The sequence below is a fragment of the Streptomyces sp. BK239 genome, assembly GCF_004217285.1.
Classification (GTDB): Bacteria; Actinomycetota; Actinomycetes; order Streptomycetales; family Streptomycetaceae; genus Streptomyces.
The window spans coordinates 332,562-357,264 of record NZ_SHKS01000004.1 but is presented as its reverse complement, the minus strand read 5'-3'; the positions used below and the strand labels follow the sequence as shown (position 1 = coordinate 357,264).

Genomic DNA, 24,703 nt, shown 5'->3' with positions numbered 1-24,703 from the left:
ATTCCCCGGCCGGCATCGCACGCGTGAGGAAGATTCGGATGGATTCGTACGGGGACCTCATCGCCGCTGAGGACGTGCTGCTCTTCGTCAACGCGGCGATCACCTCGACCGGCCAGCGTGAGTTCCACGGCGACGCGGACGAGCAGCGACTGTCGTTGGACTTTCTCCATGCGTACATGCTGGGCAACTACCGTGACCTCTACGCCCGGGTCCTTGCCCTCGACATCAACGACCACAACGCGAGCCTCATCATCCGGCGTCTGCTGGAGACCGCCCATGAGGCCACCGCCGGCCGGCGTCGCAGCGAGGGCCGTCTGATCGCGGCCCGTCTGGCGATGCTGCCGCCGCAACGCGTGTACCGGCTGTTCGACGCACTGCGCCGGGCCAGGGTGAACAACCGCCGCACCCGCGCGATCATGCGTGACTGGCTGTCCGCCCGCCCGGACCTGGCGTTCGATGCCGTGAAGTACCGCAGCGGGCTCAAGCAGGCGCTTCGCCACGCACATCTGGTCCCCGCCGCCGAGGAGTTGGGACCGTTCGTCTTCGCGCCGCTGACCCGCACGCGCTATGCGACACCCCTCCTGGAGACATGGCGCCGCGCGCACTACGAGAAGGCTGCGCTGTACGAGCTGCCCTTCACGGCCGCCGAGGGCTTCGCCGCCAAGCACGGCATCCCCCGGGACGTCTTCCTCCAGCGCATGGCTCCCCGCATGACCCGACTGGAGACCCTGCGGCTGCAGGAGTCCGCGCACCAGCGCGGGGCCACAGATGTACAAGCGGACCTGACCCGAATGCCCCTGACCAGGCTGGCAGCCTATGTGCTGGCGCTGTCGGTCGCGGACCGCCTGCGCCGACGCCATGAGCTGACCCACGCCCTTCAGTCGGCCGCGGCTCGGGTGGCCGGCTCGCACAAGGGCAGCTGGGGCAAGGTCACCGCCGTCCTCGACGACAGCTTCTCCGCCTCCGGCTCCGCCCACAAGCGTCGTCGACCGCTGGCCGTTGCCCTTGCCTGCCACTACCTGCTCGCAGCCCTCGCCGACGACTACACCGCGCTGTGGACGTCGGGGCGGACCGACGCCCTGCTGACCCGTCCGTACGGCCCGACGCCGCTGGGGCGGCGGATCCTCGACGCGCTGGACACCGCCCCGTCCAGGCTGGTGATCGTCTCCGACGGATGGGACAACGCACCCCCCGGTCTGGCGGCCGAAGTGCTGCGCGTCTGGCGGACCCGGCTCGACCCCGAGCGTCGCACCAGCGTCGTGCACGTCAACCCCGTCCACGACGCGGTCGGCTTCGACGTGCGCCGACTGTCCGCGACGGTGCCCACCGCGGGCATCCGTGACGCCGAGGACCTTCCCGCTCTTGTGGAACTCGCCCAGTTCGCGGAAGGCCGGACCGGTCCGGCCGAACTGATCACTTACATGGACACCCGTGCTGCCCGCATGCTGAGCGGCCACGACCACGAGCAGGCGCGATGACCACGCTGGACCTGACCGGACTGGAAACGCGCCCCGCCCAGGTCTGGGGCGCCGTCCGCCTGGTGCCGCTCGTACGCGACGAACCTCTCGACGATCTCCGTCTTCGCCCGGAGCTCTACGGCGACGCGGCAGGTCTGGTCGAGGTCGGCCCACGCCATGCCTATGTCTCCTACATCCCGCACGGATTCGTCGCCACGTGGACCGATGACGGTACGCCGGCAGCCGCCTACGGCACCCAGATGTCCGCCGGCGGCAACGCGGCTCCCGCCGCCATGATGCGCCTGCGTTTCCACCGCAGAATGGCCCGTCGCCAGGCCAAGGACCGGCTGCGGTTCCTCCCGGTGCACCTGGCGCTGGAAGGTTACCTGGCACTGCACTTCGGCGGCCCCTCGATCGCCTGGGAGGAGTGGTCGCAGCGGGCGATCCGCCAAGGGCTCTCCCCTCGCGTCGAAGAAGCGTACGTGGGCGCCGAAGTACACGGACTCGGCGACGCACTGCGCGTCTTCGAGATCCACCCCGGCCAGTGCGGCGTGATGCTCTACGTCGCCGACGCGCTCGCGGCCGTGTTCGCGGTCCCGCATCCCGACGACTACCGCGCGCTCCACCCGACCCTGCTGCAGGATCTGTACGGCGAACTGATCCACCACTACGCCACGCTGATGCCGCTGGTGCAGGAGTTCCGGGCTCGCATACCCGACGCGCAGATCCGCTCCCTCGCCCACCTGCGGAAGGCAGTCGCCGACCAGGAACGCGCCTGGACGCGTTTTCACGACACGGCCATGGCCGCCGGCCTGCTGGAGCACACGTACACCTGGCAGACGGTCCACCGGATGGAACGCTTCACCCTTTCCCGCTTCCTGCCGACGTTCCGTCCCAAGCAGGAGAACCACATCGGTGAGGCCATCACCGACGACAGGGGCAGGATCGCCTACCTCAAGACGTTCCGGCTGTCGGAGAACCAGGTCCGTCGCGGCCACCTTCTCAGCCGGCTGGCGGCCAGGGACTGGCATCTGGCGGACACCGCAGCCGACTTGGGTGTCGACGAGGCTCAACTGGGCCTGCGACTGGAGTCCGCGGGCTTCGGCTTCCTGCTCCGCCAGGACGTCCTGGACGCATACCGCAAGCAGGAGCGAACCCGGTTGCGGTGTTGAGTGCTCAAGTGGGTTGCCAGGAAACGCTGTTGCCGCCCAGGCGATCCCGTGCGGCAACAGTGCCCGGCATCCGATGTCAGTACGTCACTCCGGGGGAAGGGGCGGTCCGGGAGCGGAAGGTGCGGCGGTAGGTGTCCGGGGGCACGCCGAGGGTGCGGTTGAAGTGGCGGCGCAGGGTCGTGGCCGTGCCCATGCCGGTGGCCGCGGCGATGGCGTCGATGCTCTCGTCGGTCTTCTCCAGCAGTTCCTGGGCGTGGCGGATGCGTTGGGTCAGCAGCCATTGCAGAGGTGTGGTTCCGGTCGCCGCCTGGAAGTGGCGGCCCAGGTGGCGTGAGCTCATCCGTGCGTGGCGGGCCAGGTCCTCCACGGTCAGCGCCTGGTCGAGCCGTTCGATGATCCAGGGGAGCAGGGCGGCGAGCGGGTGGTCGTCCTGGGTGGGCACCGGGGCGGTGACGAACTGGGCCTGGCCGCCGGCTCGGTGCGGTGGTACGACGAGGCGGCGGGCGACGGCGTTGGCGATCGACGAGCCGTGGTCGAGGCGGACGAGGTGCAGGCACAGGTCGAGTGCGGCGGCCTTGCCCGCGGAGGTGAGCACGCTGCCGTTGTCCACGTAGAGGACGTCCGGATCGACCTCCACGTCGGGGTGGCGGGCGGCCAGGACGTCGGTGTGCGCCCAATGGGTGGTGGCGCGCCTGCCGTTCAGCAGACCCGCGGCGGCCAGCACGAACGCACCCGTGCACAGGGAGACCACGCGGGCGCCCGCGTCGTGGGCCGCGCGCACCGCCTCGACCAGTTCGACGGGCGGGGCCACGTCGACGTCGGCCCAGCCGGGGACGATCACGGTGTCGGCGCCCCGGAGCCGGTCGAGGCCGTGGTCGGGCTCCAGCCGGAACCGGCCGAACCGCACCGTGGCCGGCCCGCAGACGGAGACGTCGTACCAGGGGACGGTGACTCCGGCCGGGGCGGAGCCGAAGACTTCGTGCGCCACGGACAGTTCGAAGTGCAGCATCCCGTCGGTGACGGCCAGCGCGACAGTTTTCATGTCCGGAATTGTATGGGGCATGTCGTTCCAGACACTCACGGTTGCGTCTTCGAACCCGCCAAGATCCTCGTAGTCGATCGGTTCGAGCACAGGGGAGACGTCATGGCGGCGGGGCAGACGGTGACGGTGTACGGCGCGTACGGGCACACCGGACGGTTCGTGGTGGCACATCTTCGGGAGCGCGGGTTCGTCCCGGTGTTGTCCGGCCGCGACGCCCACAAGCTGAAGGAGCTGGCGGACGAGTACCCCGGAGTCGAGGTCCGCCCTGCTTCGGTCGACGACCCGGCGTCCCTCGACCGGGCGCTGGCAGGTGCGGCAGCCGTCATCAACTGTGCGGGTCCCTTCGCCACGACGGCCGCCCCGGCGATCGAGGCGGCCTTGCGTGCCGGGATCCCGTACGTCGATGTGGCGGCCGAGATCGAGGCCAACGCCGACACGTTCGCGCAGTTCGCGGACCGTGCCCGCGACGCGGGGACGGCGATCGTCCCCGCGATGGCCTTCTACGGCGGTCTCGGCGACCTGCTGGCCACCGCGGCGATGGGCGACTGGACCGAGGCGGACGAGGCCCACATCGCGTACGGACTGAACGGCTGGGCCCCCACGGACGGGACGCGCGCCGCAGGCAAGGTCTCCGTCGAGCGGCGCAACGGCCGCCGTGTCCGTTTCACGAAGGGACGGCTGGAGTACCACAACGACGACCTGCCCACCCTGCAGTGGCCTTTCCCCGACCCGCTGGGGCCCCGGGACGTCGTCGGCGAGTTCACCATGGCCGACGTCGTCACCGTCCCCAGCCATCTGCCCATCCCCGAAGTGCGCACCTACATGACGACCGAAGCGGCCAGGGGCGTGTCGGCACCGGACACGCCGACTCCCACCGCGGTCGACGAACACGGGCGGTCCGCCCAGACCTTCCTCGTCGACGTCGTCGTACGCCTGGGCGGCACCGAACGGCGCGCCGTGGCCGTCGGCCAGGACATCTATGCCGTCACCGCACCCCTCGCCGTCGAAGCGGTCGACCGCGTCCTCACGGGCCGGACGAGGACAGTCGGCGTCGCCTCCGCCGGCGAGATGTTCGACGCGGCCGACTTCCTCCGCTCGCTGTCCCCGCACATCGCCCTGGAACTGCGTTCTTAGGACGGCAACGCTGCTCGTTCCACTCCCCCATACAGCTCCGGTTCCGGGAAGCCGCCGAATTCGGCAGAAACCGCGTGCGGTCGCGTGCCGCTCTGCAAAGATCCGTCCATGCACACCAAGGGGGAGGGGCTCCGCGCCTGGGTGACAGGGCTGGACGATCGCGCGGTCCGTGAACTGCTGATGATCCCCGGCATGTTGGCTCACATTCCCGGGATCGCCACCACCGTGAAGAACACGCTGACGCCGCGTCCGAGGAGACGTGAGGTCCTGGCGGCTCGTACCTGGCTGAGCCGCGCGGGCGCGGGCAGCCTCACGGCGATCGCACAGTACGCGTCGGTGTGGGCGGTGTACCGCCTGGAGCGGTGTTACGGACATCCGGCGGAGCAGTTGTCGCGACCTGCCACGGACGATCTGCGGCAGATGCTCCGCGACCTCGATCCCGTGCTGGCACAGATCACCCTGTACGGCATCCTGGGCAGTTCCATCGCCGCCGACACCTCGGTCGAGGAACACTGGGACGACCTGTGGGCGGCCGCCACCGCCGCCGGTTCGCCTTGCGTGTGCGCGCGTGGCGACGGAAGGTGCCGTCCGGTCGGCCAGGGCGAGGACACATCGGGCGCGGACGACGAAGGCGTCGAGACAGATGCCGTACACGGAGAAGAGCACAAGCCGTTGACCATGGGAATCAGCGAGGAACAACTGCTCGCGGCACGACAGGAATTGAGCGCGCGGTCTGCGGAACTCGGCCCGTTGCTGGAGGAGGTGCTCGCCCAGGTTCGCGCCGGGCGGGCCGTTTCAGACCTGCCTGCCGTGCGATTGGAGGAGTGGCGGCAGGCCCGCTCGCGCATCGTGGACGCGCTCGCCGTCGACAGCCGGGTATGGCCGGAGGAAGCGGGCTTCGCCGAACTCGACGCTGTCGTGCAGGAGTTACGGGACGCCTCGGCGGAGCGCGCCGAGGAACTGCGCAGGCTGGACGAGGACCGCGAAGGAATCCGCGCCGTACTGGACAGGACCGCGTCCGACGCCCCGCACCGCATCCATCTGCAGCAGTCCCTGTCCGCGCTGGAGGATCGTATACGTGAACTCCTGGCGGCAGGGGCACACGCCCCCGCACCGCCGGGCGGCGCTCCGTCCGACGCCGCGCCCGACCCGGACCGGGCCACCGACTCGGGCGCGGACCCTGTCCCGACGGTGGAAACCGGGCCTGAGTCGGCCCTCGAGGCCGAACCCGCCGATGCACCGGTTGAATCCGGCGACTCGGATCCGCAGCCCGAACGAGAAACGGTCCCGGACGCGGTGTCGGACGCGGTGTCGGATCCGGTGTCGGATGCGGTGTCGGCCGCAGCGCCATCGCTTGAGGCCGAGCCTGCCACGGCGCCGACGTCTGACTCGCCCGCGGCTCCGGCCGCGCAGCCCGTCGCAGCTCAGGAACTCGCCCCGGCACCCGGAGCGGAGGACCTTCCGGAGGCGGACAACCTTCCCGAGAGGGCCGCGACCGAACCCGCGCCGCGCGCGGAGGAGTCGCGGGCCCCGCTCCCGGAGCGGACCGGTGAGGGAGCCCCGCCTCCGGAGCGGCCCGGTGAGGCAACCCCCGGCACTCCTGCCACCCCCACGGACACGGCAGCCCCGGACACGGGTCCGAAGGCCGCCCAGAAGTCCCGCTTCACACCCTGGACGTCTTCGGCGACCCCCGGCCACGGCAACCGGGAAGGCAACCACGACGGCGACGCCGTGGTGGCCCGCCTCATCGGTCAGGGCCGTTTCCAGGAGGCCTACTGGGCGACGGTCGGCTCGGCGGAGCCCGCACACCGCGCCGGCTGTCTCGCCTTCGCCGAGGCCGCCTTCACGTGCGACGACGAGGAAGAAGCCGCGGCTGTGATGACCGGCTTCGCCCCCGAGATCCAGTCGCTTCAGGACGACAGGCCCGCCCTGGTGCTCGCCGCGGTCGCCTCGCTGCGGGCCGGTCTGCTGGTGGGCTGGCCCAACGACTTGCTGATCCAGGCGGACCTCTCCACCGCAGTGCCCGGCAACTGGGGCAAGCTCCTGGAGCGGGCCGTCGAGGCGTTGCGCCGCTACCACCGGCTCGACCTCAACACGACCCGCCTGACCACCGACAACACGGGACTCACCCCGGACCTGATCGCCTCCGAAGCCGCCACCCTGCGGGACGCCCTGCGCCGCCAACGCATCGGCTACACCCGCGCGACCCAGGTCAGAACCCGTCTGATCGACTCCGACCAGCCCCTGGGGAAGGCCCTGGAGGGGGTCAGCGCCTGGGCGGCCGGCACGGCCGGGGCGGCCGACCTCGACCAGGTCTGGGAGCTGTTCCGCAAGCGCGGTGCGGCGGAACGCATGATCGAGGAGGCGGACGCCCAGATCCGCACGCCGAAGCAGGCGAAGGAACCGATCGAGGCCGCCGCCAAACGAGCTCTCCTGCGCAGCATCGAGCAGGTGTCCGACCTGCTGTCCCGTGCCCGGGCGCTGGCCGCCCCCGTCGTCGACGAGCGAGCGGACAGCGCCACCGGTCTGCGCCACGCCCTGGAGCAAGTACGCCACGAGACGCCCCCGCCGGGCGTCGAAGGGGCCGCGGTGCTGCGGCTGCGCACGTGGCTCCTCGACGGCGACCGTTCCCGCGGGGCCACCGCCCCGGCGCGCGACCCCGACGCCGTACGGGTGACGGACCCGCCCCGGACCGAGGCCCTGCTCGCAGCGCCGGGACTGCCGCGCTCGGCCGAAGGGGCGCCCCGGCCCGAGGAGGACGGTTTCGCGGAGGCGGTACTCGCGCTGCTGGAGCCGGTGGACGCGCGCGCGGTGCTCCGGCGGTACCTCGAGCAGGGCGACCTGCATCTCGCCGACGCCCTGGTCTCCGCGCTGGAACAGGACCTCGTCCCCGCCCTTCCCGACGGTCTCGACGCGGTGCCCCGCGACTGGAGGCAGATGCGCGACCCCGAGTGGACGCGTTGGAGCACCGTTCATCGCAAGGCCCACACCGCGGCGAGCACCCTCCTGGCCGAACTGCGCACCCAACAGCTCGACATGCAGACGGAACGTGAACTCGTCGGCCGCCTCGAAGAGTTGCGGCGGCCCGCTCCCGAGGGAGCGTTCGGCCGGGCCTGCGCCGGCATCGCCGTCCTCGAGGCCGAGATCCGGGCGAAGGTACAGGAGTACGTGAAGCGCCTCCGTGAGGGCTTGACGGCGTTGAACCCCCCGGAGGAGGAGCTGCGACGCCTCGCCTCGCTGCTCGACGCGGGGGACACGGTCACCGCCGAGGAGTGTCTTGCCCTCCTGCGCGAGGGCAAGCCCCTCCCCGACTGGAGCGGTACGGACTCGGGAGCGGAGCTGAAGCGGTTCACCGCCGGCATCGAGCTGGCCTCGGTGCGCAAGTCCTCCGGCGCCCAGGGCTATTCCGCCCGTCCGTGGGCCGAGTCGTACCTGGACGGCAAACCCCTCACCGAGGGCGCGCGGAGCGGGCTGGACTCGTGGGACGCGCTGTGCCGCCCCGCCACCCGGGGCTCGGAGTGGCAGCGGCACATCCCGTCGGTCCTGCGCGTACTGGGACTGGAATGCCCGCAGACGCCGGTCCGCAACCAGCAGCGCGAGGTGCGCGGCGTCATGCGTCTCACCGCCCGGGCGCGGGCGAGCGAGTCGGCTCCCGGTTACGTGGCCGCTCTGGGGTCGGCCGCGTCCGCGTACACGATCCTCGTGGTCTCCGACGAACAGCGCGGCCGCAGTCCGCTGGAACTGCTGGACAGCAGTGACTCCGGCGCCTGCCTGATCCTCTATCTGTATCCGCTCGGACTGAACGGGCGCCGGGAGATGGCGGCCCGGGCGCGCACCGCTTCGTCCCAGCAGGCGCTGGTGGTGGACCCCGCCGTGTTCGGCTGGGTGGCGGCACGCTCTCCTCGGTCCTTCCGCGCCACTCAGCGGGTGACGCTGCCCTGGACGGCGTACAACCCGTACACGCCCTTCGTGGCCGGGCTCGTGCCGCCGGAGGTCTTCTACGGCCGGCAGGAGGAGATCGCCGCCGTCACCGACCCACTCGGTGCGCTCTTCCTCTACGGTGGCCGCCAGTTGGGCAAGTCCGCTCTGCTGCGCAAGGTGCAGGCGTCCTTTCCCGGCTCCCCGGGCCGCAAGGCCATCTACGTCGACCTCAAGGCGCGCGGAGTGGGTGAGGCCGAACCGGCCGAGCGTATCTGGGCGGTGCTCGAGGACGAACTGAAGCGCGTGGGGGTGCTGGAGGAGTCGGCGGACTCGGCCGGCGTCCCGGACGCCATGCTCGCCCAGGTGGAGAGGTGGCTGGACGAGGGTCACGACCGGCGGGTGCTGGTGCTCGCCGACGAAGCCGACGCCTTCCTGACCGCGGACTCGAAGGCCGTGCGTGGTCGGGGCGGAGAAGCCACCTTCGCCAACGTGCTGAGGCTCAAGGGGCTGATGGACCGCACCGACCGCCGCTTCAAGATCGTCTTCGCGGGTCTGCACCAGGTCCAGCGCTTCAGTCATCTGTCCAACGTCCCCCTCACGCACGGCGGTCCGGACGTGCTGATCAGCACGTTGAAGCCGGCGGAGGCGCAGCGCCTGGTCGTCGAGCCGATGGCGGCCTTCGGGTATCGCTTCGAGCGGCCCGAGCTGGTCTGGCGGGTGCTCGCCGCGACGAACTACCAGGCGTGCCTGGTCCAGATGTTCTGCGAACGGCTCGTCGCGACCCTCCGCGCGAAGGCGCTCGCCTCGGCGAACTGGCCGATCACCGTCACGGACGAGGACGTCCGCTCCGTGACCGGATCCGCCCAGGTCCACCGGCACATCGCCGAGCGGCTGCGCATCACCATCAACCTGGAGGACCGTTACCGGGTCCTCGCGCTGGTGATCGCGTTGCGCAGCCAGGAGGACCGCTACCGGTACGGATACGACGCCGACGAGCTTCTGCGGGCGGCCAGGGAACGCTGGCGGGAGGGGTTCCACTCGCTCACCGCGAGCGATGTGCGGATCTACCTGGACGAGATGGTCGGCCTGGGGCTGCTCATCCAGCTGGCCGACGCCCGGCGTTACGCCGTCCGCAGCCCGAACGTCGTCAGCATGCTCGGAACCCGGGAAGACCTCGAACTCGAACTGCGGCAGACCGAGTTCGATCTGCCCTACGACTACAACCCGCGCTTCTCGCGGCGGTTCGTCGGGGCGGACGGGGAAGGGATCGCCCGTTACAGTCCGCTGACGGAACATCAGCTCCACATGGTGACGGCCCCCGGTGTGGCAGCGGTGTGTCTGACCGAGGCCCACGGGCCGGCGCTCGTGAAGCACGCGGTGAGGTCGTACTCCACCGCGCGCGGACTGGACTTCCGGGAGGCGGCCGTCGCCGATCCGCCGCAGGTTCTGACGGAGGACGCGGACGGCCGGCCGTTCCTGATGCTGGCCGACGTCCGGGGGCGCGGGCCCGACGCGGTCGCCGCCTGGGCGAAGACCTTGCACGCCCACACCTGCGCGCCGGAGGGCGGTGCGTCCCATCGGACGGCCGTCCTGCTGGTGGACCCGGCCCCGCTGGGTCACAAGGACGAACTCATCACGTGTGTGGTGCGTCCCGAACGCTGGACGCCGGACAGTCTCCGCGCCTGGCCCGAGTGTCCGTTCGACACCCCTGACAAGCGGCGGCAGGTCATCGAACTCACCGGCGGCTGGCCCCACCTCCTGGAACGGACCGTGCACCGCATCACCCGGGAGGGGTCCACGCTCGAAGCCGCATTGGAGGCCGCGCGCGGCTTCGTCGGGCAGCGCGACTTCGCCCGGGTGCATCTGGAGCGGGTCGGGTTGGACCCCGGTCTCACCGAGGTGCTGACCGAGTGGAGCCAGTACGTGGAACCGGGCGAAGGATGCACGTACACGGACATCGCGTCCGTCACCGGGATGCGGCTCGATGACGTCAGAACACTCGTGGGCCGGCTGCTGGACCACGGTGTCCTGGACGACGGACCGGAGGGCTGCTCGCTCGACCGGATCACCTTCAGGGCACTGCAGGTCCTGTCGGAACCGTCGTGAATCCCGTGTCGCACGGGTCCTTCGGCATCCCGGTGAGCACCCTGCCGGGAGTGCGGTTGTGGATGCGGCGGTTACTGGACGACCTGCGCTCGGGGAAGAGCTGTCTCTGCCTCTTCCCGCAGGCCGGGGTGACCGGTGCGCCCGCGGCTGCCGAGGCCCTTCTGGACGAACTGCTCCACGAACTGGCGGACTTCGTCCTCGTTCCCGCACCCGGCGACGTCGTGGCGCGCGGAGACCTTGCCCGTTCCGCGCCGCCTTCACCGCCTCCCGTGCGGTCGTCGCTGTGGGGCGGTATGGACCCGATACTGGACTACGACGACGGGTTGGCCGCGTTCTCGACCGCGCGGACGGGGAGCACGGCGGTTGCACCGCATCCCGCGGCGGTTGCACCGCCTCGCGCAGCCTCGGCGCCGGAAGTCCAGTCGGAGGAGCCCGGCGTCGACTCCCTGGCCGACCGGATCGTCAAGGAACTCGGCGACGCGGGCTCCGGCGGGAGCCGGGAGCGCACCGGGATCGAGGGGCTCCTCGACCTCCTGACCACGGCGGGCGGCTCCGCCATGACCCGGGTGATCGTCGTGCGCGGCTGGGAGGAAGCTGCTCCGACCGCCGCGACCGACCTGCTGAGAAGGCTGTCCGCCACGGTCAAAGCGGCCGGCCTGCCCCCGGGGCACCGCCCGCGGCTGCTGTTGCTGTCCGGCTCGACGGGGCTGCCCGTGGAGCTGCCGGAGCAGATCGCGCGCGAGGACACCGGCGTGCACTGGTGGTGGGGCGCCCTTGGCCGACTGGACACCGCAACCGTGGTCGCCATGGCCAGGCCCTGCCCGTCCGGTCCGGCCGCCCGCCGTCAGCTCCTCGAAGCGGTGGCGCAGGCCACGGTCGTCGAAGTGTGCGGGCCCTTCCTCGATCTGGCGGCACGGCTGGCCGTCGAGTGGGACGGACTCCCCGACAGCCTTCCCGCCCAGTTGGGTCGTCTCACGGCGGGGCCGGTGGCCGACCGCTCACCTGTGCCCGGCCCTCGACGGAGGGAGCCGACCGCGGCCCCGCCACACCCGAACCCGTCCCTGCGCGCCGAATGGGACCTGGGCACGCTAGACAGATGGGAGGGTCGGCTGCGCCGCCGTCCCGGCGGCGCAGCCGACCATGAGCACAGCGTGCGCACTCGTGTCTGGCTGGCTCAGAATCACGCCCTGCTGCCCCTGCTCGACGAGGCCCGAGAGCAGTTCACCGAGGTGATCCGGGCTCGTTCCCGCGTCTCCGCGACCGAGCTCGCCGCTCTGTACGGTCGACGCGCCGAGATGGAGCTCGGTGCGATGTGGCGCGCGCACTTGCAGGGACATGTGCGGCTCACTCTTGCCGAGGCCGACCGGCTCCGAACCCTGTGGATGTCCCGCAACAAACTGGCCCACCGCACGGCACTCGACAATGCGGCCCTGGAGTCGCTGATCCATGTGCTGTGCTCGTGAGGTGGTGCCAGGCGATGCCGAGGGGCACCTCGCATCCCGACGTCGGGACGTACGTCCGTCCGCGTAGCGCCCGCGCGCCCTCTGTCATTTCCGTTCGATCGTCCACTTCATGCCCCACCCGTAGGCCTGATCGATGGCCGGCCCCCAGGTGCCGTCAGGGACGATGTAGCGGGCCTCTCGCTGAACGACCAACTCCGAGCCGGTGTTGGTGAGGAGAGCGAGTGCGCACACCGGTGACTCGACTGTGCATTCGTCGAGCGAGAAGTCGATCGGCAACCCGTGCTGCGGCTGGAGCGTCACCGTGGCGTGCAGACCGGCGAAGGAACTCGCGCCTTCGTAGATGCTCACGAAGACGAGGATGCGGCGGAACTTGTGTTTGTGGTCGAGATTGATGGTGAGGTTCTCGCCGGTGTCCACGGCTCCGGTGCGGTCGTCGCCGTCGAGATGGATGTACGGGGGTTGGTGCAGGGCACCGAAGCGGTTGCCCAGGGCCTGGACGCATCCCTTGGAGCCGTCGACCAGTTCGTACAGCGCGCAGAGGTCGAGGTCGAGCTCGGACATCGCCGCGTTCCGGTCCCGCGTCCCGCCCCCGCCGGGGGATTGCTGACGCATCTGCCAGTTGAGGTTGACCCGCATGACGCCCGAGGCTCCGCCCTGCTTGGTCAGCGAGACCGAAGGGGCCTCTTTCGTGAGGGTGACCTTGGTGAGCACCGGCGGCGCGGGGGCCGGCGGGGACGTGTGCTGAGGCTCGTCGACCGTGATGCCGTAGTCCGTCGCCAGTCCTTCCAGGCCGCTGCCGTACCCCTGGCCGATGGCGCGGAACTTCCAGGCGCCCTGGCGGCGGTAGAACTCGCCCAGCACGAAGGCGGTTTCGACGGTCGCGCCGGTGCTGTCGAAACGGGCGATCTCCGTACGTCCGTCGAGTACCCGGACGTGAAGGCCCGGCACCTGGCCGAAGGTGCCGCCGTCGGCGGACGCGGCCAGGACGACCGACTCGATGGCCGGTTCCACACGCGTGAGGTCGACGGAGAGGGTGTCGGTCACCTGGCCGCCGGAATCCCGCTTGTCCTCGTGCCTGACCGCGCCCGAGGAGTGCACCGGTTGGTTGTAGAAGACGAAGTCGCCGTCGCCGCGCACCTTTCCGGCGACCAGCAGCAGCGCCGAGGCGTCCACGTCCGGGACGTCCGGCCCGGTACGCCAGCCTAACTGGACACGAAGCCCGGTCGTCGGCACCGGGATGTTGGAACCCTTCGGCATTGTCATGGCCGCCCCCTGGGATGTCGCGCACCGACCGCACCACCGCGGTCCTGCTCGCCGGTCGAGGGCAACTATCCCTCTCGCTCGCACAGAACTCACGACCTTCGCGCGCCACATTGCCCGCAGCCGTCGCCGACTCGCCGGTCACCAGGGGAAGACGCTTCTGACTGCGAGGGGTCGCGGGCCGTGCCGTGACTTCAGGTCAGCGACTGACCATCGCGGTTGCTTCGGGGCCCCTCGGCACATCACGCCTCGCCGTGTCGCCCCTTGGCGATGGCCACGAGGTCGGCGTAGCGCACGACTGATCCGCTCGCGCCCCAGGTGCCGTCGGGCTGCTCGTGCACCAGGACCCACACCCGCGAGGTAGCTCCACAGCTGGGCGCGGAAGACGGCCACGGTGCGCCCTCGCGCAGCAGAATCGTAGCGCTTTCAACTTCCGTGCAGGGTGAGCCGAAACCCTGTGGAGCCCACCTGCACGGCGTGGAATGCTCTTGGGCCACTGCTGATCGAAGGGAAGGTTGGGAAGGTGTACGTCCCGTCATCTGCACGGTCTCTCGATGATGACGAGCGTGAGCTCGTGGAACTGGCACGCCGCACCATAGACGCGCAGACCGACGCCGGGCCCAACGAAGACGGGGTCCACACGATGGGCGCCGCGGTCATGGCCGCCGACTACCGGATGTTCGTCGGCGTGAACCTCTACCACTTCACCGGCGGCCCCTGCGCCGAACTCGTGGCTCTGGGAGCCGCGCGAGCCCAGGGCGCCCGGCAGATGCGCTGCATCGTCGCCGTGGGAAACCACGGGCGCGGGGTCATCGGCCCGTGCGGGCGCGATCGGCAGGTGTTCGTGGACCACTACCCCACCATGCGCGTCATCGTGCCCACGCCTGCGGGGCTCAGATCCGTTCTCGCCGCCGACCTGATGCCGCTGGTCCAGCGATGGACCCCGGAGGCGGGCATGAACGGTCTCGACCCGTCGCTCTACCAGGACCCCGAGACAGCAGGTCCCCCGATCATTCGGTTCAACCCCCGCTACCTCGACGTCGTCCGCTCCGGCGCCAAGACCAAGACCACCCGCTTCCGTGACCCGGCCCGGCCCGGGCCGGCACGGCTGGTGTTCGAGAGCGACCCCGAAGTCGTCCTGTCGGCGGAGGTGACCGACGTCAGACACTGCCTGGTCAGCGACCTCACCGACCAGGACGCCCGAGCCGAGGGCCTGACGACCGCAGCCGAACTCCGGGAGGTCCTCAAGGGCCACTACCCGGATCTGGCGGGAACCGACGAAGTCGACGTCATCACCTTCCAGGTCAACGACCAGACGGGCGGTGCCTGAACCCGTCCGTTGATCTGTCTCGGACGGGTCGCTCCGGCACGTGCGCTCACGCCTGGTGGAAGGTGAGGAGGCCGACTGGGGCGGGCGTCACCCGGGCGGTGGAACCTGCGGCTCGAAATACACGCCTTTGCGGGCCGACGGCGCAAGGCTGTCCCTGTCGGTCGTCGACACGGCGGCCGCTTCGCACCGCGTACCCCCACGGCCTGATGGAGCTGAGATGTCCCACGTGCCCAGCGATCTCAAGTACACCGACGAACACGAGTGGGTCCGCACCGAGGGCGGGACCGTCACCGTCGGCATCACCGATCACGCCCAGAAGACCCTGGGCGACATCGTGTTCTTCGATCTGCCCTCCGTCGGCAAGGTGGTCGAGGCGGGGGACCCCGTCGGCACGGTGGAGTCGGTCAAGGCGGCTTCCGACCTGTTCAGCCCGGTCGGCGGGGAGATCGTCGCGGTCAACGAGGAGGCCGTGGACAATCCCGAGGAGGTCAACAGCGACCCGTACGGGATGTGGCTCTACAAGATCAAGGCCACTCCGGGCCCCTTCGACAACCTGCTCGACGCCAAGGCGTACCAGAAGCTCGTCGGCGGGGAGTGACCCCCGCGGTGCCCGCGCCCGGCGGCCGGCGCCTCCCAGCGCCGGCCGCCCCGGGTGAAGCCCATCGCCTCCGGGGTCAGCGGATGGTCGTGCCGTCGGGCTCGTCGAACAGGCCGAGTTCGTCCCGGGTCGGCAGGCCCTGCCAGTCGCCCCGGGTGGCGACGGCGAACGCCGCGGTGGTGACGGCGCGGTGCAGACGGGCGGGGACGTGGATGAGGAGTGGTTGCCTGCTGGCAGGCTAAGGGACTTGAGTCTCCAGTCGGGGGAGAGACAAAGGTGGGGGCATGGACGGTGACACGCTCTACTCGATCGGCGAACTCGCTCGACGGACTGGTCTCACGGTCAAGACCATTCGGTTCTATTCCGATCGCGGAATCGTGGCGCCGACGGACCGCAGCCCGGCCGGCTACCGCCTCTACGGCATCGACGCCGTCGCACGCCTGAGCCTCGTACGGACCCTGCGCGAGCTGGGACTGGACCTTCCCACGATCCGCAAGGTCGTGGACCGCGAGCTCTCGCTTCCCGAGGTCGCCGCGGCGCACGCCGAAGCACTGGCAGTGCAGATCCGCGTCCTGCGCCTGCGGCGCGCGGTGCTGATGACGGTGGCCGAGCGCGGGTCCACACCTGAGGAGACGGAGCTCATGCACCGGCTTGCCCAGCTTTCCGAGGACGAACGCAGACGTTTGATCGACGATTTCCTCGACGCTGTCTTCGGCGGCTTTGACGCCGCCTCCGCATTCGCGGGGGTCATGCGCGCCCTCGTCGACGACGTGTGCTGTGCGGCGTCCGTAGGGCCCGTGCTCCCCGGGCTGCCCGAGCACGTCCAGGCGACCGTGCGCGAGGGCGACGGCGGGCGGTTCGTCTTCCTGCTCAACCACGGCCGTGAGGAGGCGGTGGTCACGCTGCCCGAGCCGATGACCGACGCCCTGGGCCCGGGCGGGGCCCCGTCCGACCGCGTCACGCTGCCCCCCGCCGGAGTGGCCGTACTGACCGCGCCGTAGACCGAGCACAAGGGACGCACATGGGGTCCGTACTGCGGTGAGGCGCAGGGGCGTTGGCCGTACCCCCCGCGCCCACCGCCTGCGGCCGAGCGTCGGACGCACCAAGCGGCGGGACCGGCCATGACGTGGAGCGGGCCGCACGCCTGGCTCCGGGGAACCGCGCCGCCCAGGATCAGCGCCGGGCTACCGAAGCCGGTTCAGCCGGTCACCGTGAGCGTGGAGTTGCCGCTGCTCCGGTAGCCCTCGGTGGCGAGGATCATGTAGTACCGGAAGCTGCCGAGAGGCATCCCGGCCCTCGCCCAGGCGTCGAAGTGGTTGCCGGTGGTGATGCTTCCGCCCGTCCTTCTCGACTGGCGGACGCTCCAGTACTGGTCGAACGTGCGGACCCCCTCCACCGAGGGGGCGTTGTAGCGCGTCGTGCGGTAGATGTCGTACGTGCCGCCGTCGCTGGTGACGGTGCCCCGGTAGGTGCCGGTGGGCCGGTATGAGCCCCAGTTGTCGACGATGTAGTACTCGACCAGCGGGTTCGACGTCCAGCCGTAGAGGGCGAGGTAGCCGTTGCCGGACGGGGAGAAGCCGCCCGAGTAGCGGACCGTCCTGCGTCCGCCGTTGCTCCAGCCCTTGCCGCAGACGAAGTTGCCGCAGTTGGTCCACGAGGTCCGGTAGGAGCCCCCGGACGACAGCGTCATGGAGACCGCACCGCCGCCGTCGGTCCAGAACGAGTAGTAGTAGCCGTTGTCGAAGCCCGTCCGGTTGGTGGTGATGGTCGTGTCCGCGCGGGCCGTGCCGGGCAGGATCAGTCCCGACGTGACGGCGAGCGCGGCGGCTCCGGCGCCGCCGATGAATCGCCTGCGGCCCAGCCCAAGAGGCGGTATGTCACTGTTGTGCATATCTGCTCCTCGTGAAAGCCGACGGAGGACACGGCCCGACGGAGTTGCTCATGGATCCAGCCGCGGCTGCGCCGATCCGGCGGTCGGTGGGGGGTCTGTCGCCGTCGCCAGTGTTGGACCGGCCTGATGGGCTGTCAACACTTTCGACGTGGGGACCGAATGTTTCGAACCGGCTCAGCGGCTCCGTACGGCGCCTACGGCCCTGAGTGTGCGCACCGCCGCCCGCTTCAACGCCGGGTGGTCCCGCACGAGCCGGTGTGCGGCCCTCGTCGGTTCGCTGCGGAGCCAGTGCAGGGTGCCGCCGGGGCCGGTGGTGCGCAGGGCCCCCTCGTGGACGAGGAGGTCGCCGGTCTTGAAGGAGTTCTTGTAGGCGGCGTCGCCTCGTCCGAAGTCGAACAGGCGGATTCCGGACGCGGCGGCGGCTTCGATCATGCGGAGGTAGAGGACGCGGCCGGGCGAGTAGGTGGCCAGGCTGCGGTCGTAGGAGGGGAACCAGCAGGAGAAGACGGTCTGCGAGCGCAGTCCGAAGTGGGCGGCGACCGGTCTGTCGGCCGCGTACAGCACGGAGAGGATGCCGGAGCAGTGCGGCGACGTGGTGTGGGCGAGTCGGTCGACGAGCTCGGTGATCCAGGGCTGGGCGAAGGGGTCGCGGCGGCCCGTGCGCCGGTAGTGGGCGGACTTCCAGGCCAGGAGTGTGCGCAGGGCCTCGGGGTTGCGTTCGTCGTGGACGTAGCGCAGGGGCCCGAGTTGGCGGTTCATCCGGCGTTCCTGAGCACGTGCCGTCTTGACGAAGCGGCGCGAGTGCGTGCGCAGATGGTCCTCGTACCGTGCGAAGCCGTGCGTGAGGTCGACGACCGGTGAGGCGAACTGGCCGGTCGCATAAGGGAGGAAGAGATCCTGGCCGCTCTCCAGGTGGTTGAACTCCCAGGCGTTCAGGGAGCAGGCGCGCATGAGGTGCAGCGGGTCGAGCTGGGCGTCGGGGTGCAGCACGGCGCCCTGGCAGTCGGAGACGCCCAGACCGACCGCACGGCCGTGGCCCCATCTGCTGCGCTGGTAGGGGAAGTAGCCCAGCCGTTCTCTTCTGCGGTGCAGGACGGCCACCCGTGTGTCGGGCCGGACCTGGCCCATGGCCCGGGTGAACTGTGCGCTCATGAAGGGGTTCACCGCGTCGGCGGTGGCGGTGCTCAGTTCGCCCCACAGTTCGAGGTCCCCTGGTGTCAGGTCGTCGGGGTGCACGACGTGGATGCGCGGGAGGCGGGGTGTGGACATGTGGGCTCCTGGTTCGGCGGCAGAGCGAGTGGTGCGGCTTCGCCGGTGAGGTGCGCGGGCGACTGCCGCCGAGGGCGGCGGTGCGGGCGCGCGCGAGGGTGCCCCGTGGCGAGCACGGGGGAACGCCGGCAGACGCCGAAGGGCTCGGCGTGTGCGGAGTCGCACGCGGCAGGACGGGCGCGGTCAGCGCTCGGTGACCTGCCCGGGTGGTGTGGACGCGCTGTTCTTCGGGGGAGGGCCCCGACGTGCCGCCGCACCGGTCGGCAGCGCCTCGGGAACGGGCGTGTCGTGGCGGTCGCCGCCGGCGCCGGTGAGCGGGCCGCTCCGGGCGCCGGGCGCCGGGGTCCGTGCGGACGCCAGGGCGCAGAGCCGGTGGGCGAAGGCTCTCAGTGCTTCCTGCATCATGACGGACAGCGGCGGCCCGGAGGGCGCGGCGGCGCGCAGGGCGCCGGTGGTCACCAGCGTCATCACCACGTAGAGGGCCGCTCCCATCTCCCCATGCAGCGCGGCGGCCGCGGGGGTGGGGTCGCTGAGACACGCCAGCCAGCAGCAGGCGGACGCCTGCGCGAGAAGCATGGCTCCGAGATCCGCGGAGAGGGACCGTTCCCTGGGTGGGCGCAGCAGGCGGCCCACGAAGAGCGCGAGCGCCACGGCGAGGTGTCCTGCGACGGGGGCCGTGCTCGCGAACGCCAGGTGGTGTCCGGCGGCTGCCAGGGGTGTCGCCAGCGCCGCGAAGGAAGCGGCCCCCAGCACTCGCGGCCGGGCCGCTCCGCTGGGCAGCGGGCGGCTCGGCCGGGTGAGGGGGCATGCGTGCGGGCTCATGACGTGACCATCGTCCGTGAGATGTCCGGTCGGCGTTCCTGAACGGAAAAACTTCCCCACACGAACGTCCGCTCGAAAGCTCACCTGTACGGGTGAGTTTCCCGGCCGTTCGGATCCGCTCGGGGCGGAGGGTGTGCGGGCGTCCGCCTCACCTCTCGGTGTCCGTCACTTCGTCCCGGTTCCCTGCGCCGTCCGCTCCCCCGCCCGGGCCTCTCGGCGCCGGCAGTGGTCGCGGGCCAGCAGCAGGTAGCCGCTCGCGGTCCAGGTGTAGGCGCGGTCGCGGAGCCCATGGCCGGTCAGGGCGTCGAAGTTCTCGGCGAAGCCGGAGGTCTCGCACAGGCCGCGGAAGCGGGCGCTGATCTCGTCGGCGAGGCGTTCGTGGCCGGCGCGGCGCAGGCCGTCCTCGACGAGGACCGTGGCCGGCGCCCAGATGGGGCCGCGCCAGTAGCCGTCGGACTCGTAGTGAGGGGAGCCCGGCTGTTCGGTCGCCAGGCCGAACTCGGTGAGATGGGTTTCGATCCGCTCGGCTAGCCGGTCGCGGACCTCTGGGGGAAGGCGGTCGCCGAGCACGACGGGCATCAGGTCGAGCAGGCCGGCGCTGTAGGAAGGGGGTCCGCCGTGGGCCGGGCGGCTGGTGAACCGTTCGCCGTCCCACAACTCCTCCAGCAGGGCGGCCTGGAGGGCGTCGGCCGTCCCGGCGCGACGCCCGGCTTCGTCGTGGAAGCCCAACTCCGCTGCCATGCGCGACAGTTCGTCCAGCTGGAGGATCAACACGGCGGCGAGGTCGGCAGTGACGGCCACGCGGGCGGGGTCGAAGGTGGTGGCGTTGTCCCAGCCGCTGTCGTTGCCGTGCTGGTAGTGCGGGAGGGCGGCGGAGGGTGCGCGCCGCGCGGTGAGCCAGAAGTCGGTCCAGCGCGCCAGCCTGCCGTACGCCTCGGTCAGTTCGGCCGGGCCGAGGGGCGCGGGGAGCCGGTCGCGCAGGCCGCGCAGGGCCCAGCCGTGGATGGGAGGTTTGACGAAGTTGTAGAGGACCTCGGAGTGGGTGACGGAGTCGGGCAGCGCCCCCGTCTCGTCCTGGTGGTCGAAGGGCAGGGCGAACTGGTCCCAGGCGAGCTCGGGGCGACCGGGGGCCAGGGCGAGGGCGTTGAAGCAGTGGTCCCAGCTCCAGACCTTGTCCATCCAGTGCTTGGACATCAGTACGGCGGGCCGGGTGACCAGTCCCGCCGGGGCCACGGTCGCGGACCACACCACGTAGGCGGCGAGTTCGGCTGCCGGGGTGTCGGCCGAGCGCCAGGGGGCGACCGTGTCGGCGAACTCGGCGAAAGACCGCTGGGCGGTCTGCGTGATCTCGGCGAACGCCGCCGACGGGCGGTGGGGCGGTCGTGCGCTGTCCAGTTCCTCGACCGCGATCTCCCACGGGGCGCCGGACTCGCCGGTGACCGTGAGACCGCGGTCGCCGGCGCCGAGGGCCTGGGAGCCGGACACCTCGGTGACCGCGCCGGACAGCACGGTGATCCGGTAGCGGCGGCCGGTCTCGTAGGAGGTGAACGTGTGGGCGCCGTCGACCGGGTCCCGGAAGAAGTAGGTCCCGCTGAAGGGGGTGAGGGTCCGCGCCGCCGCGGTGACGCGCAGGCCGAGTCCTTCGCCGCGCACGCGCACGGTGTCGGGCGAGGCGTAGGCGAGGTCGATGCGGCCGCCCGCACCGGTCCAGGTGAGCAGGCTCGGGGTCGCCCGCACATCGGTGTGCGCCCGCCCTGCGGTGGCCGGGTCGAGGGGGACGAGGCGCAGGACGGCGTGCATGCCGTTCTGGTGCGAGACGAGGTGGAGGTCCTCGGCACGGGTCTTCTCCGCCAGTACGGGTGAGATGCCGAACCAGGAGCCGTGTGTGCTGAACGGGATGTCGTGGACGGAGAAGGCCGGGCCGGACGGGGCGGCGGTCATGGCGCTGACTCGTTTCTCGAGCGGGGGCGGGGCACGGTGGGCGGCTCAGTCCTTGACGGCGCCGGTGGTCACTCCGGCGGCCACGTAGCGCTGGGCGAGGACGAGGATCACCGCGGCGGGCAGTGAGGCGACGACGGCGGTGGCCATGATGGCGTTCCACTCCTGGTTGTTGTTGCCGATGTAGTGGTAGACGCCGAGCGTGATCGGCTCGTGGGCGCCGCCGTTGACGAGGGTGTTGGCGAAGACGAAGTCGGACCAGGACCACAGGAAGGCGAAGAGCGAGACCGTGACGACGGCGTTGCGGCTCATCGGCAGGACGACGGACCAGAAGACGCGCCCGGCTTTCGCTCCGTCCATCTGCGCGGCCTGGAGCAGTTCGCCGGGGATGCCGGACATGAACGCGGTGAAGATCAGGACCGCGAACGGGACGGCCAGGGTGGAGTCGGCGACGATGAGGCCGGGGACGGACTGGAGCAGGCCGAGCTGGAGGTAGACGGCGTAGAAGCCCATCGCCATGATGATGCCGGGGATCATCTGCGCGGCCAGCAGGAGGAAGCCGAGCAGACCGCCGCCGCGTGGGCGCAGTTTGGCCAGGGCGTAGCCGGCGGGTGCGGCGAGGGCCACGGTCAGCGCGACGGTGCCGAGGGCGACGACGAGGCTGGTGGCGAGGTAGGGCAGTTGCTCGTCGAGGACGGTGCGGTAGCCGGCCAGGGTGCCGTGCAGGGGCAGCAGGTCGGGTGGGCTCTTGCGCATGTCCTGGTCGCGGGTGAGGGACACGTTGATCATCCAGTAGACCGGGAAGAGCATGATCCCTGTCAGCAGCAGGCCGACGGCGGTCTTCCATCCCGTGCGGCCGGAGCGTCGGTTCATGACAGCGCCTGCTTTCGCTGGACGCGGAGGTGGATCAGCCCGAAGACGAGGGCGGCGACGACGAGCAGGTTCCCGACGGCCGCGCCCGGGCCGAAGGCGGGCAGGAGGTTGCCGAAGCCGAGCCGGTAGGACCAGGTGGCGAAGGTGGTGGACGCGTCCGCGGGACCGCCCTTGGTCATGATCCAGATGATGTCGAAGACCTTGAGCGTGTAGACGAGTCCGAGCAGCAGGGTGATCGCCGAGACCGGGCGCAGCAGCGGGAAGGTGATGCGCCAGAAGCGCTGCCACGCGTTCGCTCCGTCGAGGGCCGCGGCCTCGTGGAGCGCCGCGGGGACGGACTGCAGGCCGCTGTGGAGCACGACCAGGTTGAAGGGGACGCCGATCCAGATGTTCGCGATGATCACCGAGGTCAGGGACCAGGACGGCGAGGTGAGCCAGTCGACCGGGCCGATGCCCACGGCGTGCAGGGCGGCGTTGACGATGCCGGAGTCGCTGTTGAGCATCCACGACCAGGTGGAGGCCGACACGATCAGCGGCAGCAGCCAGGGCACCAGGAACAGGGCGCGCAGGGTGGCGGAGAGCCGGAAGTGCTGGTGGAAGAAGACGGCGAGGGCCAGCCCGATGGCGTACTGGAAGACCAGGCATACGGCGGTGAAGACGACGGTGTGCAGCAGTGCCGGCGCGAAGGTCGGGTCGGCAAGGACCTTGCGGTAGTTGTCCAGCCCACTGAAGGGCGCGTCGCCTTGGACGAAGGAGCGGACGGTGTAGTCGCGCAGGCTGAGGTCGAGGTTGCGGTAGAGCGGATAGGCGTAGAAGCAGGCCAGGTAGAGGGTCACCGGGGTGAGGAAGGCCCAGGCGGTCCACTGCGGGGAGGCGGGGCGTCGCGGGGGTCGCGTCAGTGCCCGGGCCGGGGCGTCGGTGGCAGCCTCGGTGGGACGGTGTGCGGGCCGTCGTCGCGGCAGCTGTGTCGTGTGGTCCATCGTGGGGCCGCGTTCCCGGATCACTTGACGGCCGACTGGGCCTCGGCCAGCGCGTCCTTCGGCGACCGGGCGCCGCTGAGCGCTGACTGGACGGCCTTCCACATCTGCTCGGAGATCTTGGGGTAGCGGGTGCCCAGGTCGTCGCTGGTGCGGCCCTTGGCTCCCTTGACGGCCTGCACCCACGGCTTCAGTTCGGCGTTCGCCGCGACCTGCCTGTCCTGGACCTCGCCGGTGGGCGCCACGTACGACAGGGTCGTGTCGGTGTCGTAGAGGTTGTCGGTGCTGGTCAGGCAGGTCACCAGTTTCCGCGAGGTGGCGTGGCGGGCGGTGTCGCCCTGGACCGGCAGGGTGACGAACTCGCCGCCGGTCGGGGCCGCCGCGGCGCCGCCGGTTGCGGCGGGGACCGGCAGGACGCCGTACTCGAAGCCGGTCTTGTGGGCGGCCGCGAGCTGCCAGGTTCCGTTCTCCGCGAAGGCGTAGTCGCCACTGGCGAACTCCTGCCAGCTGGTCGTCTGGGTGTTGTTGAGCACGGAGTTGGGGGCGTAGCCGCGCTTCAGCCAGTCCTTCCACAGCGACAGGGCGGACACGGCCCGGGCGGAGTCGAGTTCGGTGAGTTTCGCGCCCGAGCCCCAGAACCAGGGCAGGAACTGGAAGCTGCCCTCCTCCGTGCCGATCGCCGAGAAGGTGATGCCCTTCTTGCCCGCCTTCTCGACCTTCTCCAGCGCTGCCGTAAGCGACTTCCAGTCCTTGACCGTGGCGATGTCCACCCCGGCCTGCTCCAGCACCTTCTTGTTGTAGTAGAGGGCGAGAGTGTTGGCGCCGATCGGCGTGCCGTACGTCTTGCCGCCCGCCTGGCCCGCGGCGAGCAGGTTGGGGTCCACCTTCGAGGTGTCCAGCTTGTTGTCGTCGGTGGTGGTGAGCACGCCCGCCTCGGCCAGGGTCGACACCACGGGGTTGTCGACGATGAGGACGTCGGGCGAGTTGCCCTGCTGGGCCGCCAGCAGGGTCTTGTTGGCCAGGTCGCCGGTGTCGAAGGCGGTCCGCTTGATCTTCACGCCGGCCTGGGCACCGCACCGGTCCAGCAACCGCGTCCAGGCCGACCCCTTGGCGAACTGCGGGTAGGGGTCCCAGACGGTGTACGTGCCGCTGTCGGCGTTCTTCGATCCGGCGACGCCCGAGCCGGAGGAACAGGCGGTGGCGCCGGCGGCGACTGTCAGGAGGGTCAGGGCGGCGGCGGTCAGACGGCGCTGTCTGGAGGTGCTGGGCATGGCGGATCCTTCACTTCTGGCACGGATGTGCCGCGGGAGGGGTGACGGACGGGAGGAGGGCGCGGCGGACCGCGGCGGCGGGGGGCAGGGGGTGCCGTAGGGCTGTGCGGCCGGGCCCCGAAGCGGAGACCGGGGCTGTGGGCTCGGCCCCCGAAGCGGAGACCGGGGCTGTGGGGTCG

General features: G+C 70.8%; 16 protein-coding genes and 3 pseudogenes. 8 read left to right on the top strand and 11 right to left on the bottom strand.

Translation table 11 applies throughout. The annotated features are described in order from the left end of the window. The first annotated feature begins 38 nt into the window (after positions 1 to 38). Both EV567_RS15015 and EV567_RS15010 read left to right on the top strand, forming a co-directional pair. The gene (locus EV567_RS15015; RefSeq protein WP_130440154.1) at positions 39 to 1,478 is read left to right on the top strand and encodes a hypothetical protein; all 1,440 of its coding nucleotides are present in this window, start codon (positions 39 to 41) and stop codon (positions 1,476 to 1,478) included. Further along, entirely contained in the window at positions 1,475 to 2,629 is a 1,155-nt protein-coding gene (locus tag EV567_RS15010; RefSeq protein WP_130440152.1) for an ARPP-2 domain-containing protein, read from the top strand. Before EV567_RS15015 ends, EV567_RS15010 begins: the two co-directional genes overlap by 4 nt. A 76-nt stretch (positions 2,630 to 2,705) precedes the next feature. Here the strand turns inward: EV567_RS15010 and EV567_RS15005 are convergent, their stop codons facing one another. Next, entirely contained in the window at positions 2,706 to 3,671 is a 966-nt protein-coding gene (locus EV567_RS15005; protein WP_130440150.1) for a helix-turn-helix domain-containing protein, read from the bottom strand. Positions 3,672 to 3,773: 102 nt separating this feature from the next. Here EV567_RS15005 and EV567_RS15000 point away from each other — a divergent pair, with 102 nt between their 5' ends. The 3 genes from EV567_RS15000 (at position 3,774) to EV567_RS14990 (ending at position 12,295) form a co-directional block, all read left to right on the top strand. Then, positions 3,774 to 4,805 (top strand): trans-acting enoyl reductase family protein, encoded by a 1,032-nt coding sequence (locus EV567_RS15000; protein WP_130440148.1) that lies wholly within the window; start codon positions 3,774 to 3,776, stop codon positions 4,803 to 4,805. A gap of 108 nt (positions 4,806 to 4,913) precedes the next feature. Continuing rightward, positions 4,914 to 10,832, top strand: a complete 5,919-nt coding sequence (locus EV567_RS14995) for an ATP-binding protein (RefSeq protein WP_165430381.1) — start codon at positions 4,914 to 4,916, stop codon at positions 10,830 to 10,832. Positions 10,833 to 10,837: 5 nt separating this feature from the next. Continuing rightward, a complete protein-coding gene (locus EV567_RS14990) occupies positions 10,838 to 12,295 on the top strand; it encodes a hypothetical protein (RefSeq protein WP_130440145.1) in 1,458 nt (485 codons plus the stop codon). An 84-nt stretch (positions 12,296 to 12,379) separates the two neighbouring features. Here the strand turns inward: EV567_RS14990 and EV567_RS14985 are convergent, their stop codons facing one another. Together EV567_RS14985 and EV567_RS14980 are read right to left on the bottom strand one after the other, a co-directional pair. Further along, the gene (locus EV567_RS14985; RefSeq protein WP_165430380.1) at positions 12,380 to 13,558 is read right to left on the bottom strand and encodes a TerD family protein; all 1,179 of its coding nucleotides are present in this window, start codon (positions 13,556 to 13,558) and stop codon (positions 12,380 to 12,382) included. Positions 13,559 to 13,797: 239 nt separating this feature from the next. Continuing rightward, positions 13,798 to 13,911 (bottom strand): annotated as a pseudogene (locus EV567_RS14980) (4-oxalocrotonate tautomerase); the annotation flags it as partial. A 218-nt stretch (positions 13,912 to 14,129) separates the two neighbouring features. Here EV567_RS14980 and EV567_RS14975 point away from each other — a divergent pair. Together EV567_RS14975 and gcvH are read left to right on the top strand one after the other, a co-directional pair. Continuing rightward, positions 14,130 to 14,885: an ASCH domain-containing protein gene (locus EV567_RS14975; protein WP_207228774.1), complete on the top strand. Its 756-nt coding sequence runs from the start codon at positions 14,130 to 14,132 to the stop codon at positions 14,883 to 14,885. A 217-nt stretch (positions 14,886 to 15,102) separates the two neighbouring features. Beyond that, positions 15,103 to 15,483, top strand: coding sequence for a glycine cleavage system protein GcvH (gcvH, locus tag EV567_RS14970; RefSeq protein ID WP_130440143.1), 381 nt, complete (start codon positions 15,103 to 15,105; stop codon positions 15,481 to 15,483). A gap of 76 nt (positions 15,484 to 15,559) precedes the next feature. On the opposite strand, the pseudogene EV567_RS28170 reads toward gcvH, so the two are convergent. After that, positions 15,560 to 15,691, bottom strand: a pseudogene (locus EV567_RS28170) (sugar kinase); the annotation flags it as partial. A 76-nt stretch (positions 15,692 to 15,767) separates the two neighbouring features. Here EV567_RS28170 and EV567_RS14960 point away from each other — a divergent pair. Then, a pseudogene (locus EV567_RS14960) lies at positions 15,768 to 16,478 on the top strand (MerR family transcriptional regulator); the annotation flags it as partial. 203 nt (positions 16,479 to 16,681) lie between these two features. On the opposite strand, the gene EV567_RS14955 reads toward EV567_RS14960, so the two are convergent. The 7 genes from EV567_RS14955 to EV567_RS14925 all read right to left on the bottom strand — a co-directional run bounded on the left by EV567_RS14955 (position 16,682) and on the right by EV567_RS14925 (position 24,524). Next, entirely contained in the window at positions 16,682 to 17,374 is a 693-nt protein-coding gene (locus EV567_RS14955) for a glycoside hydrolase family 11 protein (RefSeq protein ID WP_130440139.1), read from the bottom strand. Positions 17,375 to 17,548: 174 nt separating this feature from the next. Further along, a complete protein-coding gene (locus EV567_RS14950; protein WP_130440137.1) occupies positions 17,549 to 18,643 on the bottom strand; it encodes a GNAT family N-acetyltransferase in 1,095 nt (364 codons plus the stop codon). 183 nt (positions 18,644 to 18,826) lie between these two features. Next, positions 18,827 to 19,465, bottom strand: a complete 639-nt coding sequence (locus tag EV567_RS14945) for a hypothetical protein (RefSeq protein ID WP_130440135.1) — start codon at positions 19,463 to 19,465, stop codon at positions 18,827 to 18,829. A 165-nt stretch (positions 19,466 to 19,630) separates the two neighbouring features. Continuing rightward, positions 19,631 to 21,406, bottom strand: a complete 1,776-nt coding sequence (locus tag EV567_RS14940) for an amylo-alpha-1,6-glucosidase (RefSeq protein WP_130440133.1) — start codon at positions 21,404 to 21,406, stop codon at positions 19,631 to 19,633. 45 nt (positions 21,407 to 21,451) lie between these two features. Next, on the bottom strand, positions 21,452 to 22,276 hold the full coding sequence (locus EV567_RS14935) for a carbohydrate ABC transporter permease (protein WP_130440131.1): 825 nt from the start codon (positions 22,274 to 22,276) through the stop codon (positions 21,452 to 21,454). After that, positions 22,273 to 23,256, bottom strand: a complete 984-nt coding sequence (locus EV567_RS14930; RefSeq protein ID WP_130440129.1) for a carbohydrate ABC transporter permease — start codon at positions 23,254 to 23,256, stop codon at positions 22,273 to 22,275. The genes EV567_RS14935 and EV567_RS14930 overlap by 4 nt, the downstream gene beginning before the upstream one ends. A 20-nt stretch (positions 23,257 to 23,276) precedes the next feature. Continuing rightward, positions 23,277 to 24,524, bottom strand: coding sequence for an extracellular solute-binding protein (locus tag EV567_RS14925; RefSeq protein WP_130440127.1), 1,248 nt, complete (start codon positions 24,522 to 24,524; stop codon positions 23,277 to 23,279). Positions 24,525 to 24,703 lie beyond the last annotated feature (179 nt).

Bases quoted from the DNA above. Each gene is read 5' to 3' on its own strand.
- EV567_RS14955 (WP_130440139.1), bottom strand. From the start codon at position 17,374: ATGCACAACAGTGACATACCGCCTCTTGGGCTGGGCCGCAGGCGATTC.
- EV567_RS14950 (WP_130440137.1), bottom strand. From the start codon at position 18,643: ATGTCCACACCCCGCCTCCCGCGCATCCACGTCGTGCACCCCGACGAC.
- EV567_RS14940 (WP_130440133.1), bottom strand. From the start codon at position 21,406: ATGACCGCCGCCCCGTCCGGCCCGGCCTTCTCCGTCCACGACATCCCG.
- EV567_RS14985 (WP_165430380.1), bottom strand. From the start codon at position 13,558: ATGACAATGCCGAAGGGTTCCAACATCCCGGTGCCGACGACCGGGCTT.
- EV567_RS14995 (WP_165430381.1), top strand. From the start codon at position 4,914: ATGCACACCAAGGGGGAGGGGCTCCGCGCCTGGGTGACAGGGCTGGAC.
- gcvH (WP_130440143.1), top strand. From the start codon at position 15,103: ATGTCCCACGTGCCCAGCGATCTCAAGTACACCGACGAACACGAGTGG.
- EV567_RS14935 (WP_130440131.1), bottom strand. From the start codon at position 22,276: ATGAACCGACGCTCCGGCCGCACGGGATGGAAGACCGCCGTCGGCCTG.
- EV567_RS15015 (WP_130440154.1), top strand. From the start codon at position 39: ATGGATTCGTACGGGGACCTCATCGCCGCTGAGGACGTGCTGCTCTTC.
- EV567_RS14930 (WP_130440129.1), bottom strand. From the start codon at position 23,256: ATGGACCACACGACACAGCTGCCGCGACGACGGCCCGCACACCGTCCC.
- EV567_RS15005 (WP_130440150.1), bottom strand. From the start codon at position 3,671: ATGAAAACTGTCGCGCTGGCCGTCACCGACGGGATGCTGCACTTCGAA.
- EV567_RS14945 (WP_130440135.1), bottom strand. From the start codon at position 19,465: ATGAGCCCGCACGCATGCCCCCTCACCCGGCCGAGCCGCCCGCTGCCC.
- EV567_RS15010 (WP_130440152.1), top strand. From the start codon at position 1,475: ATGACCACGCTGGACCTGACCGGACTGGAAACGCGCCCCGCCCAGGTC.
- EV567_RS14925 (WP_130440127.1), bottom strand. From the start codon at position 24,524: ATGCCCAGCACCTCCAGACAGCGCCGTCTGACCGCCGCCGCCCTGACC.
- EV567_RS15000 (WP_130440148.1), top strand. From the start codon at position 3,774: ATGGCGGCGGGGCAGACGGTGACGGTGTACGGCGCGTACGGGCACACC.